This window comes from Hymenobacter terricola, from assembly GCF_017921975.2.
GTDB lineage: Bacteria > Bacteroidota > Bacteroidia > Cytophagales > Hymenobacteraceae > Hymenobacter > Hymenobacter terricola.
The window spans coordinates 92,537-108,933 of sequence record NZ_JAGEMO020000023.1 but is presented as its reverse complement, the minus strand read 5'-3'; the positions used below and the strand labels follow the sequence as shown (position 1 = coordinate 108,933).

The 16,397-nt window shown below is 61.4% G+C and carries 12 protein-coding genes; 6 read left to right on the top strand and 6 right to left on the bottom strand.

The window, feature by feature from the left end; all coding sequences use genetic code 11:
- Window positions 1-30: 30 nt before the first annotated feature.
- Window positions 31-339 (top strand): hypothetical protein, encoded by a 309-nt coding sequence (locus J4G38_RS16670; RefSeq protein WP_210519649.1) that lies wholly within the window; start codon window positions 31-33, stop codon window positions 337-339.
- A gap of 107 nt (window positions 340-446) precedes the next feature.
- On the opposite strand, the gene J4G38_RS16665 is transcribed toward J4G38_RS16670, so the two are convergent.
- Window positions 447-683, bottom strand: a complete 237-nt coding sequence (locus J4G38_RS16665) for a hypothetical protein (protein WP_210519647.1) — start codon at window positions 681-683, stop codon at window positions 447-449.
- 147 nt (window positions 684-830) lie between these two features.
- Between J4G38_RS16665 and J4G38_RS16660 the strand changes: the two genes are divergently transcribed.
- Together J4G38_RS16660 and J4G38_RS16655 are read left to right on the top strand one after the other, a co-directional pair.
- On the top strand, window positions 831-1,298 hold the full coding sequence (locus J4G38_RS16660) for a hypothetical protein (RefSeq protein ID WP_210519645.1): 468 nt from the start codon (window positions 831-833) through the stop codon (window positions 1,296-1,298).
- A gap of 138 nt (window positions 1,299-1,436) precedes the next feature.
- Window positions 1,437-2,348 (top strand): prohibitin family protein, encoded by a 912-nt coding sequence (locus J4G38_RS16655; RefSeq protein ID WP_210519643.1) that lies wholly within the window; start codon window positions 1,437-1,439, stop codon window positions 2,346-2,348.
- A gap of 255 nt (window positions 2,349-2,603) precedes the next feature.
- Here J4G38_RS16655 and J4G38_RS16650 read toward each other — a convergent pair whose 3' ends face one another.
- On the bottom strand, window positions 2,604-3,998 hold the full coding sequence (locus tag J4G38_RS16650) for a RagB/SusD family nutrient uptake outer membrane protein (RefSeq protein WP_210519641.1): 1,395 nt from the start codon (window positions 3,996-3,998) through the stop codon (window positions 2,604-2,606).
- Window positions 3,999-4,047: 49 nt separating this feature from the next.
- Window positions 4,048-7,176 carry a SusC/RagA family TonB-linked outer membrane protein gene (locus tag J4G38_RS16645; protein WP_210519639.1) on the bottom strand — a complete coding sequence of 1,043 codons (3,129 nt, stop codon included), beginning with the start codon at window positions 7,174-7,176 and terminating at the stop codon, window positions 4,048-4,050.
- Window positions 7,177-7,437: 261 nt separating this feature from the next.
- Between J4G38_RS16645 and J4G38_RS16640 the strand changes: the two genes are divergently transcribed.
- The gene (locus tag J4G38_RS16640) at window positions 7,438-8,604 is read left to right on the top strand and encodes a ribonuclease D (RefSeq protein WP_210519637.1); all 1,167 of its coding nucleotides are present in this window, start codon (window positions 7,438-7,440) and stop codon (window positions 8,602-8,604) included.
- 191 nt (window positions 8,605-8,795) lie between these two features.
- Here the strand turns inward: J4G38_RS16640 and aceA are convergent, their stop codons facing one another.
- Both aceA and aceB read right to left on the bottom strand, forming a co-directional pair.
- Window positions 8,796-10,079: an isocitrate lyase gene (gene aceA, locus J4G38_RS16635; RefSeq protein WP_210519635.1), complete on the bottom strand. Its 1,284-nt coding sequence runs from the start codon at window positions 10,077-10,079 to the stop codon at window positions 8,796-8,798.
- A gap of 174 nt (window positions 10,080-10,253) precedes the next feature.
- The gene (aceB, locus tag J4G38_RS16630; RefSeq protein WP_210519633.1) at window positions 10,254-11,879 is read right to left on the bottom strand and encodes a malate synthase A; all 1,626 of its coding nucleotides are present in this window, start codon (window positions 11,877-11,879) and stop codon (window positions 10,254-10,256) included.
- A gap of 299 nt (window positions 11,880-12,178) precedes the next feature.
- On the opposite strand from aceB, the gene J4G38_RS16625 reads away from it, so the two are divergent.
- Window positions 12,179-13,684 (top strand): helix-turn-helix domain-containing protein, encoded by a 1,506-nt coding sequence (locus J4G38_RS16625; RefSeq protein ID WP_210519631.1) that lies wholly within the window; start codon window positions 12,179-12,181, stop codon window positions 13,682-13,684.
- The gene (gene mltG, locus J4G38_RS16620) at window positions 13,684-14,718 is read left to right on the top strand and encodes an endolytic transglycosylase MltG (RefSeq protein ID WP_210519629.1); all 1,035 of its coding nucleotides are present in this window, start codon (window positions 13,684-13,686) and stop codon (window positions 14,716-14,718) included. The genes J4G38_RS16625 and mltG overlap by 1 nt, the downstream gene beginning before the upstream one ends.
- A gap of 5 nt (window positions 14,719-14,723) precedes the next feature.
- On the opposite strand, the gene J4G38_RS16615 is transcribed toward mltG, so the two are convergent.
- Complete coding sequence (locus tag J4G38_RS16615) at window positions 14,724-16,388, bottom strand: FAD-binding protein (protein ID WP_210519627.1); 1,665 nt, start codon at window positions 16,386-16,388, stop codon at window positions 14,724-14,726.
- Window positions 16,389-16,397: the final 9 nt, after the last annotated feature.

The following is a 16,397-nucleotide window of genomic DNA, read 5'->3' as shown; positions in this document are numbered from 1 at the left end:
CCACATAACCCTTTTTCTTTCCCTCAGACCATGAAAAAAGTAACCCTGTTGCTCGCCCTTTCTGCTTTCGCTACCGCCGCTTTCGCGCAAACTACTCCCTCGACGGACGTGAAAGTGCGCGACAATGGCACCACCAAAGTGGTAACTAAAACCGGCAAAACCAACGTTGGCCAAGCCCTCGAAAACACTAAAGATGCCGCTGACAACGTCGCCCACAAAACGGGTACTGCCATCAAGCACGGTGCCAAGAAAACCGGCCATGCCGTGAAGCACGGCGCCAATAAAGTAAGTGCCAAGACCAAAGAAGGCACCGAAAAAATGGAAGCCAAAACCGAATAAGCTCCTTTCCGAAGCTAGTTCCTTTCTGCATTTCCTGAAAAGCCCCGGCCTTGGTCGGGGCTTTTTTATTGCAATCCGGTTAGGCTGGCCAGACGGGCGAATACTTTCTACTGCTGAATGGGCTTCTCGCGCACCTCGTGCAGCACTTTTTCCACCACGCCGCGGCCGAAGAGGCTCAGGCCGGCGTTGAATACGACCAGAGCCGCCGTGCCGGCTGCCAGCCACTTGGTGGCGGGGGCTTTCTGGTCTTTGAGGCTGCCGGCCCAGTGCACCATGCTGGCGCCCGCGCCGATGGTGGCCAGGCCCAGTGGGGCAAACAGGAGCCATTTGGCTTTGTGTGTCATCGACAGAAGGAAATAAAGAAATGGGTGTAACGAATGAGCCGAAGCGGCGATTAACGACATGGCGTTGGTTCCACGCGTACCTTTCGGCTTTCCGCTTACGCACCAAACCCGGCCGTGTTTCGGGTGCCAGGCCGCCCCCCATTCCCTATGTCGCCTTACGAACAGCTCCTGCACCTTGCCTTCACCGCGCCCAACGACGTGAAGTATTACCTCACCCCCGCTACGCTGCAGGCCTACGACCAGCTACGGGCCGCCCCGCCCGCGCAGCTGCCCTTCCGCTTCGAGCAAGTACGGCTGGGCCTGGCCATGAGCCTGCTCAAGCTGGTGTCGGAGCTTGGCGACCACGACGAGAGCCGCCAGGTGCTCGACGTGCTGCACCGCGCCCTGAGCGAAGCCCGCACGCCGGAGGACATTGACCGCATTGTGGGCCGCGAAGCCCGCTTGTTTGACCGGCTCTACGAAAACCTGTATGTGAACGAGGAAGGCGAAGAGTTGCTCAACCTCTTCGGCCGCACCCTCGATGCCGACGCGCCCGCCCTGCTTGAAGCCGTGGCCCAGGAAGCCGTGGACCTGGCCCGCACCCTCGATTTCAGCGCCGACGAAAACGAAGATTAATGTGAGAATGTGCTGATATGATGGATGTGAAAATGGGAAAAACGGGTAATCCTGAATTTCACCTTTTCATATCAGCCCATCAACATCTTTTCCATTCCAGCACATCTACACATTTTCACATCATTAATTTTCTTCTCCATGGGCCTCGTCATTTTCGGTTTTATTATTCTGGTGGTTGGGCTGAACGCATCCCGGTTTTCGGAGCGGCTGGAGCGGCTGCGCGGCGGCCTTATTTTCCTGGGTGGCGCGTTGCTGCTGCTGGGCATCGCCCTGAGCACGGTGGTGCAGGTGGGTGTGGGCCAGGTAGGCGTCCAGACGCTGTTTGGGCAGGTGCAGAGCCGCGTGCTGCCGCCCGGCCTGAGCGTGGTGAACCCGCTGGTGGACGTGACCCGCTTCGATACCCGGACGCAGAACTACACCATGTCGGCGGTGCGCGGCGAGGGCCAGCAGGCCGGCGACGACGCCATCCGCGTGCTCTCGGCCGATGGACTGGAAGTGGTGATTGACCTCACCGTGCTCTACCACGTGGTGCCGGCCCAGGCACCGCACATTCTGGCCACCATTGGCGAGGACTACCAGGACAAAATCGTGCGCTCAATCTCCCGCACCCGCATTCGTGACAACGCTGTTTATTACGATGCTGTGGCGCTGTACTCCACGCGCCGCGAGGAGTTTCAGGCCCGTATTCTGGCCGCGATTGAGAAGGACTTTCGCACCAATGGCCTGCAGCTCGACCAGCTCCTTATCCGCAACATCCAGCTGCCGCAATCGGTGAAAGCCAGCATCGAAAGCAAGATTTCGGCCGAGCAGGACGCCCAGAAAATGCAGTTTGTGCTGCAAAAGGAAAAGCAGGAAGCCGAGCGCAAGCGCGTGGAGGCCCAGGGCATTGCCGACTACCAGCGCATCGTAAACACCGAGTTGAGCGACAAGCTGCTGCAATACGAAACCATCAAGGCCAACCAAGCCATTGCCACCTCGCCCAATGCCAAGGTCATCATCATGGGTGGCGGGCGCGGCGCCACGCCGCAGCTGCTGATTGGGGATAAGTAGGCTCTCCCATCTGGCGAACTACCTGTTCCGCAAAAAATAAGTATTCAAGCAAAAGCAACCGTCATGCAGAGCGCAGCGAAGCATCTCGCTCACATCGCTAAACGATTGATTTACTACCACAAGCGAGATGCTTCGCTGCGCTCTGCATGACGGTCTGTTATTCGTTTACTTTTGCACGAGTACTTAAAAAGGCCCCTCGTAGCTGCGAGGGGCCTTTTTATCATCAACCAAAGCGCTGATGCGCAGCGGCGAAGCTTAGTATCCCGCGTTCTGGGTCAGCTTGGGGTTGACGCTGATTTCGCGGAGCGGAATCGGGAATATCAGACGGGGCGAATTCCACGGCAGTACCACACCAGCGGGGTCGTGCACCGACTCACGGTTGCGCTTCACATCGCCCAGCCGGAAGCCTTCAAAAGCCAGCTCCAGCTTGCGCTCTTTCAGAATATCGGCCAGCGTGACGGCGGCCAACGGAGCCAGATTCACGCGGGTTCGGATGCGGTTCAGGTCGGCCAATGGGGTAGCGCCGACGGCGGTACCGGCGCGGAAATTGCCTTCGGCGCGCGTGAGGTACATCTCGGCCAGGCGAATTAGCTTGATGTTGCCGTACTGCGAGTCGTATTTGTCGCTGTACGACTGCTGGCCGCCCGTGCCGATAGTGAACAGGTTGAGCCGGTCGTCGGCCGGCTCGTACAAACTCAGGTGCTTGTCTTCGATGAAGATATCACCGCGCTGGTCGGGCGAGTAGAAGGTATTCAGCTGGTTGCTGCCGCTCTGGGCCGAATTCTGGATGGCGAAGATGTCTTCGTTGGAATTCGGCAGCAGGTCAGCCCCAGAAAAGAATTCGTCGACATAGCTGGCGTTGAGGCTGTAGCGGGGAGCCCCCGTAGACGTGACCGCCGTAATGACCCGGTTGGCGGCCGCAGCGGCATCAGCAAAACGGCCTTGTTGCAGGTATACGCGCGAAAGCATTGCGGCGGCAGCAGAGTTGTTGGCGAAGATGTTGCCCGCCGCCGAGGTGGCCAGCATCTTCGTTTCGGCCGTTGTGAGGTCGGAAATGACGGATGCGTATACTTCCGCAACCGAGTTCCGGGCCACTTGGGACGAGGCGTCAATCATCTTGGTGGGGGTGAGCACCAGCGGCACGCCGGGGTTCGAGCCGGGGGTGCCGTCGGCCCAGTCCCTGGCGTAGAGGCGCACCAGCTCGAAATACATGGCGGCGCGAATGAAGCGCGCTTCGCCTTCGACCCGGGCCTTCTTGGCGGGCGTATCGAGCTTGTCGAGATTGGCCAGCACGTTGTTGGTGCGGTTAATCGCGTTGTAGGCATTCGTCCAGATAACCGATACAAAGCCGTTGTCCTTGAGGATGGATTTGCGGTTGATTTGGTTCGGCGGAATGAACGTGCCGACGAAGGTCGCTTCGCCGTCGTCGCCGAGCAGGTCCGACATGAGCTGGATGTAGCCGCCGTAGGCCTCCGCGTTCTGGATGCCGGTGTAGCAGCCTACCAGGGCCGCTTCTACGTCCGACGACGTGAGCAGGGCTTGGTCGGCCGCCACGCTGTCAACGGGTTTAATGTCGAGCTTGCTGTCGCAGCTGGCAAGCGGGCCGCCCAACAGCAGAGCGGTGGCCAGTACATATACTATTTTTTTCATAAGAAAAGGAAATCAAAGGGAGGGAAAGACCGGGCGCGTACGCCCCGCGCTAGAAGCCGACGTTGACACCAAATGTGATGGTGCGCGGCTGGGGCGCCGAGTAGAAGTCGATGCCCTGATTGATGTTGCCCTGGGTAGCCGTCACGCTGCCCAAAGTGCCGCTGGAGGCAAGGTAGTCCGCATTCACCTCGGGGTCCCAGCCTTTGTAGTTGGTGAAGGTGAGCAGGTTCAGGGCCTGGGCGTACACGCGCACCGATTGCAGGTAGCCTTTTTTGACCAAACCAGCCGGCAGGTTGTAGCCCAGCGTGACGGTGCGCAGACGGCCGTAGGAACCGTCGCGTACGAAGCGCGAGGAGTTGGCCGTGCCGTTGCCGCTCAGGTAGTTGGCCTTGGGCACGTCGGTGATGTCGCCGGGCTTGCGCCAGCGGTTGAGTTGGTCGCGGGTCTGGTTGTCGGGGCCGTTGTTGAAGGCCACGGAATAGAACTGCGCGCCGCCATCGAAAATCTTGTTGCCAAACACCCCGGTGAGCGTGGCGCTCAGGTCAAACCCTTTGTAGGTAATGGTGTTGGTGAGGCCCAGCGTCCAGCGCGGGTTGGGGTCGCCCACGGGCACCAACTGCGCCGAGTCGACCACGGTGGTCGTGCCGGCACCGTGGTCGATGAAGCCGGTGTTGGTGCCATCGCCGCTGGCTTTGTTGCGGTAGTACAGCGCGTTGCCATTGGCGGGGTCCACGCCCGCGTATTCGGCCCCAAAGAACGTGCCCAGCGGGAAGCCTTCCTGCGCCCGGCTCAGGAAGCTGCCCAGCACGGGCTGCCCTTGCAGGAACGTTACTTTGTTGAGGTTGCGTGAGGCATTTACGGTGGTACTCCAAGTAAAATCGCCCACGAAGTTGCGCGTCGTCAGGGCAAACTCAACTCCTTTGTTTTCCAGGTTGCCGACGTTCTGAAACTGGGTAACGAAACCCGACGTGCCGGGCACCGGCGCATTCAGCGCCAGGTCGGTGGTGCGCTTCAGGTACACGTCCACTTCGCCGCTGATGCGGTTATTGAAAAGGCCGAATTCAATGCCCGCATCCGACTGAGTGGTCGATTCCCACTTCAGGTCGGGGTTGGGGAGCTGAAGTGGGCGCTGGCCCGGTACGCCCACGTAGCCCGAGGTGCCCGAAAACAGGCCCAGCGACGCGAAATCGGGAAAGCCCTGGTTGCCGGTGCGGCCAATGCTGACACGGGGCTTGAGGAAGCTCAGTATCTTCTGCTCTTTCAGGAAAGCCTCTTCCGTGACAATCCAGCCCAACGAAGCGGCCGGGAAAAAGCCGTAGCGCTGGTTGCTGCCAAAGCGCGAAGAGCCGTCGATGCGGGCGCTCAGGCCCAGCAGATACTTGTTGGCGTAACCGTAGTTAACCCGGGCGAAGTACGAAAGCAGCGCGTTGCTGGTGCTGTTTGAAGTGCCGGCCGTGAACGTGGCCGCGTTGACGATGGTACGGTACGCGTCGCTGGGGAACTGCGTGCCCGTTACGCTGGTTCCCGTGCTCCGCCGCTGCTCGTATGCTGTTCCCAGCGTGGCCTCGATGGTGTGCACGTCAGCCAGCGTTTTGCGGTAGGAGAAATAGTTGTTGGTGGTGAAGCGGCCGCTGGTGGTGTGCGCGCTGAACCCGTAGCCGTTGGTGGGGTTGGAGTTGCGCGAGGTCACGCGGGCCAGGTACTGGTCTTCGTCCTGGTTCAACAAATCTAGGCCTATTTCGCTGCGCAACGAAAGGCCGGGCAGAAACTCGTATTGGCCGTACACATTGCCCAGCGCCCGGTAGTTGTAGGTGACGTAGGTAGCCGCGTTGTTTTGAATGCCCAGCAGCGGGTTGTAGTAGAAGGGGAAATTGGTATTGGGGTTGCCGGTGGCGGGGTCGAAGGCACCGCTGGTCAGGCCCGTGCGCGGGTCAATCAGGGGCGTGATGGGTGCCAGGGCCACAATCTGCACCGGGTTGCTGAAGGCGTTGTCGTTGGGCAAACGGTTATTTTGGGTACGCGAGAGCGACACGTTGGCCCCCAGGGTCAGCTTGTCGGTGGCCTGGTGGTCCACGTTGAAGCGCGACGCAATGCGCTGCAGCTTATTGCCCACCAGAATGCCCTCCTGCGTGCTGTACTGCCCCGAGATGAAGAACTTGGTTTTCTCGTTGCCGCCGCTGGCATTCAAATCGTACTGGCTGAAGCTGCCCTTGTGAAACACCTGGTCCTGCCAGTTGGTATCCACGCTGTAGTTGGCATCCACGGTTACGCCCGCGGCATAACCCCGGAAGCGGGTGGCATTGCTGGCATCCGAGCGCCCGGAGTTTTTCAATGCTTCCGTGAACAGCTCCACGTATTCTTTGCCGTTGAGGAACTCGCGCAGGTGCGTGGCTTTGCTGGTACCCGTTTGGTAGCCAATGTTAAAGCGAGTGGCGCCGGCCTTGCCGCGCTTGGTGGTGATGAGGACTACGCCGTTGGTGCCGCGCGAGCCGTAGATGGCCGCCGCCGCCGCATCTTTCAGCACGGTCACGTTCTCGATGTCGTTCGGGTTGATATCGGCAATGGGATTGGTCGGGGCGCTGGTCGACGAAAAGTTGTCGGTCTGCACCGGAATGCCGTCAATCACGTACAGCGGCTGCGTGTCGCCACTCACCGATGAGGTGCCGCGCACCCGCACCTTGATGGCTTGCCCCAGCTTTCCGCTGGAGTTTTCAATCACCACACCCGCCGCTTTGCCCTGAATGGCCTGCTCGAAGGTTTGCACCGGTGCGTTGGTGATGTCTTTGTTGGTGAGCGTCACGATGGAACCCGTCACGTCGGCCTTGGTTTGCGTCCCATAGCCCACCACAATGGCCTCGTTCAGCTCGGTAGCCGCGGCGGCCAGGGTCACGTTGATAACACTTTGACTGCCCACGGCAACGGTCTGGGCAGTGTAGCCCACCGAACTGATAACCAGCGAAGCATCCGGCTGTACGTTCAGCGAAAATGCTCCATCAGCATTGGTGCTGACGCCGTTGGTGGTGCCGCGCTCCAACACGGTTGCACCCGGCAAGGCCCCGCCATCGAAACCAAGTACCCGGCCGCTGATGGCCCTGCTTTGGGCCCCCACCGATGCCGAATACAGGCACGCCGCCAGAAGCAGGAATAGCCGTAAATGAGTAAAAAGTTTGTGATGCATAAGAAGTGGGTTTGGTGAAAAATAAAAGTGTGATGCACTGAAAACCCAGAGCAATCCTCCGGTTACTGAAATCGCAATATTAACCCAGAAATGATTTGTTGGTTATACCTTCTTACCGCACGATGCCTAAGTAAATATAATTACACAAGCCATTTCTTGCGTTTTTAATAATTGTAACCGGGCGCCTGCTGTACGTGCCTACCTTTACCGCGCCAACAATGCCGCACTCAGAGCCCACCCGCTGATTCCCTTTTTGCCTCAATGCCAACGATTCATTACCTCACTACGGCCGACGCTATTGCCGCCGCCGCCGCGCATTTTTCCGCCTTGCCCCGCATTGGCATCGACCTGGAATTTGATGACATGCGCCACCGCTACGGCCGGCACCTGGCCCTGATTCAGGTTTTCGACGGGCAGGAAGTGTACCTGATTGACCCACTGCCCCTGCCCGATATGGCGGCCGACCTCGAGCCCTTGTTCGTGGTGCTGCGCGACCCCGCCGTGGCCAAGGTATTCCACTCCTGCAAATCGGACATCCTGCTGCTTGACGAGGTGTTCAGCGTGAATTGCCGCAATATTGTGGACACCAGCGTGCAGTTTACTCTGTTGGCGGCGGAGGACAACAATATTTCGCTGGGCCGGCTCATTCAGAGCGAGTTGGGACTGGAAGTTGATAAGGGCGAGCAAAAGTCCAACTGGCTGAAGCGCCCCCTGACCGAGGGGCAGAAAGAATACGCCGCCAACGACGTGCTGTACCTTTTCGAGCTCACCGACCGCCTCAGCATCCGCCTTGCCGAGCTGGGCCGCGGCGACTGGGCCGCTCAGGAGAACCTGGCTCTGGAAGCCGTTCGCTACGGCCGCGACGACCCGCGGCCGTGGTCGCGCAACGCCGCCAAATATAAAATCACGGCCCAGGAAATGCCCATTTTCCGCGAGCTGTACATGCTGCGCGACGCCGTGGCCCGGCAGCTCGACCGGCCGCCATACCACGTCCTCAGCAACGACCGGCTGGCTGAGCTGGCCCGCAACCCGCTCGAAACCGCCCTCCAATTGCGCGGCGCCAACGGCCTGCATCCCGAGCTGAAACGCTCGCCCTACGCCGAGCAGCTGCTGGCCATCGGCACCACCGACCTGGAACCCGATGCTCCATTGGCTCCCGACCAACGCAAGTTTCCGTTCCGCCGCCGCCTCAGCGGCCCCGCCGCCAGCCGTGCCGAAGCCCGCGAAACCCTGCTCAACGTCCTCAAAACGCACCTTATAGCCGACCACGGTGGCACCATGGCCAATATGGTGCTTAGCAACCGGCTCATCGCCGAAATCATTGAGCAAGGCGCGACTGCGGCCCTGCGGCCCTGGCAGCAGCAATTGCTGCGCGAGTCCGCCGAGAAGCACGGCGAGTCCTATGACCTGATTGCGGAGCCTTTCTAGACCACCGCTTTTCACAGATTTGACGGATAAGAACGGATTTGGCTGACACGTTATGGTAGCTAGCCATAACCATACGCTATAAATCACAAAGCAAAAAGGGCCGCTGCTTAACAAGCACCGGCCCTTTTCATTGAATTGAATGCGGCTATCTGAATCCGTTCTTATCCGTCAAATCTGCGAAAATCCGTGGTTTAGAACTGGGCTTCCTCGGTGCTGCCTACCAGGGCGGCGGTGCTGGTCTGGTTGCTGGTCACCACGTTCTGCACGGCGTCGAAATAGCCGGTGCCCACGAAGGACTGGTGCTTCACGGCCTGGTAGCCGTCTTTGGCCAGGGCAAACTCCCGCTCCTGCAATTCGGAGTAGCCGGCCATGCCGCGCTGGCGGTAGGCCTGCGCCAGCTCGAACATGCTGGTGTTAAGAGCGTGAAAGCCGGCCAGGGTGATGAACTGAAACTTGTAGCCCATGGCGGCCAGCTCTTCGCGAAAGGTTTCCATCTGCTCCATGCTCAGCTTGGCGGCCCAGTTGAACGACGGGGAGCAGTTGTAGGCCAGCAGCTTGCCGGGAAACTTGGCGTGAACGGCTTCGGCAAACTGCCGGGCCTGGCCCAGGTCGGGGTTGGAAGTTTCCATCCAGATAAGGTCGGCATACGGGGCGTAGGCCAGGCCGCGGGCAATGCCGGCCTCCACGCCGCAGCGGATGCGGTAGAAGCCTTCATTCGTGCGCTCGGCTTCCTGCAAAATGAAGGGCTGGTCGCGCGGGTCCACGTCGGCGGTGAGCAGGTCGGCGGCATCGGCATCGGTACGGGCCACAACAAGGGTGGGCACGCCCAGCACGTCGGCGGCCAGGCGGGCAGCTACCAACTTATTGATGGCTTCCTGGGTAGGCACCAGCACTTTGCCACCGAGGTGGCCGCATTTTTTGGCCGATGACAGCTGGTCTTCGAAGTGCACGCCGGCGGCCCCGGCCTCAATCATCATCTTCATCAGCTCAAACGCATTCAGGTTGCCGCCAAACCCGGCCTCCGCATCGGCCACAATGGGCGCGAGGTAATGAATGTCGCTCCGGCCGTCGAGGTGCTGAATCTGGTCGGCGCGCAGCAGGGCGTTGTTGATGCGGCGCACCACGGCCGGCACGCTGTCCACGGGGTACAGGCTTTGGTCGGGGTACATGTGGCCGGCGCCGTTGGCATCGGCCGCTACCTGCCAGCCGCTGAGGTAGATGGCCAGCAAGCCGGCCTGCACTTCCTGCACGGCCTGGTTGCCGGTGAGGGCGCCCAGCCCGGCCACGTATTCGCGGGTGTGCAGCAGTTCCCAGAGCCGCTCGGCGCCCTGCCGGGCCAGCGAGTACTCGATGTGAACCGAGCCCTGCAATTTCACCACATCCTCGGGCGAGTAAGGCCGCTCAATTCCAATCCAGCGGGGGTTGTGGGCCCAGTCCAGGGCTATTTCGGCGGCGCGTTGGGTTTGCGGTTTCATGGGATTGGGTTGGGGGTTGAAATGGTGGGATGAAATGAGTGTGGTGGGGGCAAAGCGAGGCCGGGCTGCTGGGTGGGCGGCGGTTGGCATTTCATATTTTGAAGATGTAGGAACGTGCCACGGCGCGTTCAATCGTTGAACGATGCGTGCGGCAGAACGTGCCGTGGCACGTTCCTACGCCAGCTGGTCGTAGGCCGGCACGGTCAGGAATTCGATGAACTGCTCGCTCATCACCAGCTTGTCGAAAAGCCGGGCGGCGGCGATGAAATGGCCTTTTTCGTAGGCTTGCTCCCCTACCAGGGCCTTGATTTTTTCCAGCTGGCCGGGCACCAGCGAGCGGTACAGCTCGGTGGTTACGGGGCGGCCGTCGGCCAGCGTAGTGCCGGGCGTGTGCAGCCACTGCCACACCTGAGCCCGGCTGATTTCGGCGGTGGCGGCATCCTCCATCAGGTTGTAGATGGGCACGCAGCCGTTGCCGCCCAGCCAGGAAGCCAGGTATTGAATGGCCACGTCGATGTTCAGCTTCAGGCCATCCTCGGTAATATTTCCCTGTGGAGCCCTCACCAAATCGGCGGCGGATACCTGCACATCGAGGCGCTTGTTCTCGATTTGGTTGGGGCCGGGCATGAGGCGGTTGAAGACTTCCAGTGCCACGGGCACCAGGCCGGGATGGGCCACCCAGGTACCGTCGTGGCCATTGGTGGCTTCGCGGATTTTGTCCTGGCGGACTTTGTCCAGGGCCGCTTCGTTGGCGGCGGGGTCGTTTTTGATGGGAATCTGGGCGGCCATGCCGCCGATGGCGTGCACGCCCCGGCGGTGGCAGGTCTGGATGACGAGCTGCGAATAAGCAGCCATGAAGGGCACGGTCATCGTCACCTCGGCGCGGTTGGGCAGGCGGAATTCGGGGTTCAGGCCGAGGCGCTTGATGTAGCTGAAAATGTAGTCCCAGCGGCCGCAGTTGAGGCCGGCGCTGTGCTCGCGCAGCTCATATAGAATCTCATTTAGCTCGAACGCAGCCGGCAGCGTCTCAATCAGCACCGTGGCTTTGATGACGCACCTGGGCTGCTTCAGCGACCATTGCGCGAAGCCGAACACGTCGTTCCACAGCCGCGCTTCGAGGTGGCTTTCCAGCTTGGGCAGGTAGAAGTACGGGGCCGTGCCCCGGGCGCACAGCTCATGGGCGTTGTGGAAATAATAGAGCCCGAAATCAAGCAGCGAGGCGCTGATAGGTTCGCCATCCACCAGAATGTGCTTCTCCACCAGATGCCAGCCGCGGGGGCGCACCATGAGCACGGCCGTTTTCTCGTTCAGCTTATACTCCTTGGTGGGCGTGCTGAGCGAGATGGTGCGGCGCACGGCATCGCGCAGGTTGATTTGGCCCTGGATGACGTTGTCCCAGGTCGGCGCGTTGGAGTCCTCCAAATCGGCCATGAACACGCTGGCCCCGGAATTCAACGCGTTGATAATCATCTTGCGCTCCACCGGGCCGGTGATTTCGACGCGGCGGTCAAGCAGGTCGGCGGGCAGCGGGGCCACGGTCCAGTCCTGCTCGCGCAGGCGGCGGGTATCGGGCAGAAAATCGGGCAGGATACCAGCTTCGAAATCGGTCTGGCGTTCGGCGCGGCGGCCCAGCAGCGCCTGGCGGGTGGAGTCGAAGCGCCGGTGCAGCTCGGCCACGAAAGCCAGGGCCGAGGGCGTGAGGATTTCGGCATAAGCCGGCGAATAGCGGCCGATGACCTTCACCCGCTCGGGGGTAAGGTAGGTAGGCGCTGGGGCGGGGGCAACGTCAGTGAAGGGCATGGACTGATGGGTTAATTAGTTGATATACTGATTAGTTGAGGCGCTGATTTGGTGATACACTGATTTGGCAAGGTACTGAGGTGCTTTGGCAAAGCAGAATCAAACAACCTGCACAAACATACGAAAGCGAATTTAAATTATCAGCGAATATTCGCTAAAATAATAAAATTTGCTAGCAGCCGCACCTTTGCACTCGCCCTCTGCACAATTCAAAAACTGCTTTCTTTATTATTTGGAAGCGTATTTTGGCCTTTCTGAAGGCAGCCCATCAGCACAATAAATAATCAGCAAATCAACATATGCTCAATCACGGCCAGGTCGTCCGCCTCATTTTTGGCTTGAAGCTGCGCGAGCTGCGGCAGGAGCGCGCCCTCAGCCCGGCCGAGTTGGCGCGGGTCTGCGACGTATCGGTGAGCTACCTGAACGAGATTGAGAAGGGCAAGAAGTACCCCAAGGCCGACAAGATTCTGAGCCTGAGCAAGGCCCTGGACGTACGCTACGACCAACTCACGTCGCTGGAGCTGCCGCGCCGGCTGGAACCCATCGGCGAGCTGCTCAACTCCAAGCTGCTGAAGGAATTTCCGCTGGAGATGTACGGCCTGGAGCCGGCCCGCATCATCGAGCTGATTGCCAACGCGCCGGCCCGGATGAATGCCTTCATCAGCACCATCTTCGAGATTGCGCGCAACTACGAGATGCGCCAGGAGCATCTGTTTCTGGCCGCGCTGCGCTCGTTTCAGGAGATGCACGACAACTATTTCGAGGACGTGGAGCAGGACGTGCGGGCTTTCGTGGGCAGCAACCAGCTGAGCACCGCCGCGCCGTTTGACCTCGGCCAATTGGAGCGCGTGCTGACCGAAGAATACGGCTATACGCTGGACCGTGAGACGCTGGGCCAGCACCCGGTGGCCCAGCAGGCCCGGTTACGGTCGGTTTTCCAGCCCAAGGCCAGGCGCCTGCTGATGCGGCCGGGCCTGAGCCGGGGCCAGCAGGCCTTTGTGCTGGGGCGCGAGGTGGCCTTCAACTACCTGAAGCTGACCGAGCGGCCCTACGTGAGCAGCAGCCCGCAGGTGAGCACCTTTGATGTGGTGCTGAACAACTTCAAGGCGTCCTACTTTGCCGGGGCGCTGCTGATGGAGGAAGAAAGCCTGCTGCGCGACGTGAAGAAGGTTTTTGGGGCCAAAAAGTGGAGCCCGGACCTGCTGCTGGACCTGATGACGCAGTACGACGTGAGCCCCGAGATGTTCATGCAGCGCCTCACCACGCTGCTGCCGCGCCATTTTGGCCTGCAAAGTTTGTTCTTCCTGCGCTTCGACCAAACTGACGCCAGCACGCCCTTCGAGCTAACCAAGGAGCTGCACCTGGCACGCCTGCACAACCCGCACGGCAACGAGCTGAACGAGCATTACTGCCGCCGCTGGGTGAGCCTGCGCCTGATGGACGAGGCCCGCGCCCTCCCCGTGCCCGATACCGCCGCCGCGCCCGTGACCGTGGCCGGGGCCCAACGCTCGCGCTATTTCGGCACCGAGGATGAGTACCTGTGCTTTACGCTGGCCCGCGCCGGCACGCCCACCCAGCCGGCCCTGAGCGTGACCGTGGGCCTGCGCTGCGACGGCAACCTGCGCGCCCACGTCCGCTTTCTGGCCGACCCGGCCCTGCCTTTCCGCATCGTGAACGAAACCTGCGAGCGCTGCCCCATTCCCGACTGCGAATCGCGCGCCGCCGCGCCCACGGAAATCGTGCGGCTGGCGGAAAAAGCAGCCTTTGAGGCGGCCGTGGAGGCCTTAGTCCAGGGGAATTCCTGATGCGGCGCGGCTTATTGATTGGGGGAATATGCTTGCTGCTGCTGGGCGCGGGCGGCTACGCGGTATGGCGGGTGGCCTACCGACCCAACGTGACGGCATTTGCCGAAGGCCCGGCCTACCTCTACATCCGCACCGGCACGGGCTACGCGGCGGTGCTCGACTCATTGCAAAAACAGCAGCTGCTGGTGGAGCCCGGCACTTTCCGCTGGGTGGCGGAGCACCACGACTACCCGGCGCATGTGAAGCCCGGCCGCTACCGGCTCGACCCGAATATGGGGAATGTGGACCTCGTGCGGATGCTGCTGTTTGGCCGGCAGGACACCGTGCGGTTTGAGCTGAAACCATTCCATTACATCGACCGGCTGCCGCGCCAGCTGAGCCGGCAGCTGGAAACCGACTCCTTCAAGCTGGAGCTGCTGCTGGGCGATAATGCCGGGCTGCAAAGCCGCTACCACCTCGATACCTGCACCATCCGGACCCTGTTTATTCCTGGCCCGTACCGACTGCTGTGGAACACCAGCGCGCCGGTTTTCCTGGATTCGGTGGCCGCCCGCTACCGGCGCTTCTGGCGGCCCGAGCGGCAGGCGCGGGCCGACTCGCTGAAGATGAGCCGCGTGCAGGTGAGCGTGCTGGCCAGCATCGTGCAGCGCGAAACGGCCCAGCCCACCGATAAGCCGCTCATCGCCGCCGTATACCTCAACCGCCTGCGCAACGGCCAGCCCCTGCAAGCCGACCCCACGCTGCTCTGGCCCCTGCACGGCCTGGGCTCCCGCAAGCGCGTGCTGAACGTGGACAAAAAAGTCGATTCGCCCTACAACACCTACCGCCACAAAGGCCTGCCGCCCGGCCCCATCACCACGCCCCTGCCCGGCTCGCTGCTGGCCGTGCTGAAGCCGGCGCATAACAAAAACCTGTTTTTCTGCGCCCGCCCCGACGGCAGCGGCTTCTCGGATTTTGCCGAAACCTATAAGCAGCACAAGCTCAATGCCCGCCGCTACCAGCACCGGCTCGATAGCCTGGGGGTGAAGCGGTAACGGCCTTAGGCAACGGCCACCGGCGGCGCGACCGGGACCACTGGCAAAGGCGTGGGGGCCAGGTTCAGCCCGCAGTTTTCCATGAATTCATTGGTGAACACGGCGCGGGTAGCCGCGTCGGGCAGCAGGCGGTAGCGGGCTTGCAGCCAGCTTTCTACGGCGGCGCTGCCGTACATCCGGCGCAGGCGCGGCGGGGTGAGGTTGAAGTTGATTTTGCCCCAGTGCAGGGTGTAGGGAATGCCGAGGGCTTCGAGCCGGTCCCAGGCTTTCTGGAAAAACTCGTGGGTGAGGTTCGATTCGATGCCGTCGAGCTCCAGCACGCACGTCACGGGCCAGCGCGTGAAGCCCAGCGTGGCGCGGGTGCCCTTCACGTAGCGCAGCGCCGCGATGCCGGGAAAGGGATGTTCGGCATTCAGGGCCACGATTTCGGCCAGCACGCGGGGGCTGTCGGTGGCGTTGAGGCCGATGGCGGCGCTGGCCGCCTTGCCCCGGATGTTGGTGTTGCCGAACGTCTCGCTCATGGTGCCGGCCGTGCCGTTGGTGTCTTCCAGCGCAATGGGGTACAGCTTGTTGACCAGGGCCGGCACCAGCGCGGGCACGGCGTTGCCGATGGTATTGAGCACCACTTTGATGATGCCCATCGTGTCGTCGCCGTAGGTATAGCCAGCGGGGTCCTTATGGTGCGGGTAGTTGGGCCGGTAAGGCGCGTGGTAGTAGATGCGCACGTAGGGCGCCCGCTTGGGGTCGGTGCCGCTGAGGTCGATTTGGTGCACGTTCACAATCAGCTGGAAGTGCCAGGGCCGGTGCGTGGGCGTGGCCGGCGGCAGGTGCAACGGCCCGGTCAGGCTGCTGAAATCCTGGTGCGCCATGGCCCGCTGCAGGCCGGCATCGTACGGCACGCGCTTGGCGCTGTAGTCTTCCAGCAGAAACTTGTCTTCCACTTCCAGCAGCATTCCGTGGATAAATCCAAAGCTGCCAAAACTCACCACGGCGGCGTTAAATAAGGCGTCGTCGCGCAGCACTTCGGTCACGCCCAGCCAGTCGGTGAGCGCGGCCGAGGCCACCGGGTTGGAGGCGCGTTCCAGCCAGACGTGGCGGTCGGGGCCGCACACCAGGTGCAGGCCCACCACGGTATCGTGCACGGCGCCCGTGCCAAAAGCCGCCCCGTGGGTGCCCGTGGAAGTAGCCCCCGCGATGGTCTGCCCGTTGCTGGCCCCCGAGGCGCGCAGGGACTTGCCGTGGCTTTCCAGCCGTTCTTCGAGCCCGATAATGGTGCTGCCGCACTGCGTAAACCACAGGTCTTCGGCGCGGTGCCCGGCCCGCTGGTAGGCCTCGGCCACCATGCTGGGCTGCAAGCCGAAGGACAGTTGCAAAGCCGTGGTGTCGATGATGCCGCCGTCGGAATACCCCACTTTCGTGAACGACCAATTGCTGCCCAGGGCCCGCAGCCGTACTTTTTGCGCAATACCGAAGGAAATCAGCCACTGGAAGTTGGCCGTCGTCTGGCGGTACATCGTGTAGGCGTCGGGTTGGCCGCCGGGCAAGGTGGGCACGTCGGGAATGGTGAGCCGAAAGCAGGCCGAAGAGACGAGCGGCTGCACGAAGTTTTCGTGGCGGTTTTCGAGCTGCGCCATGGGGTGCGCGGCCAGGCCATTGGGAAGCGGAGTCATCGTTTCAAA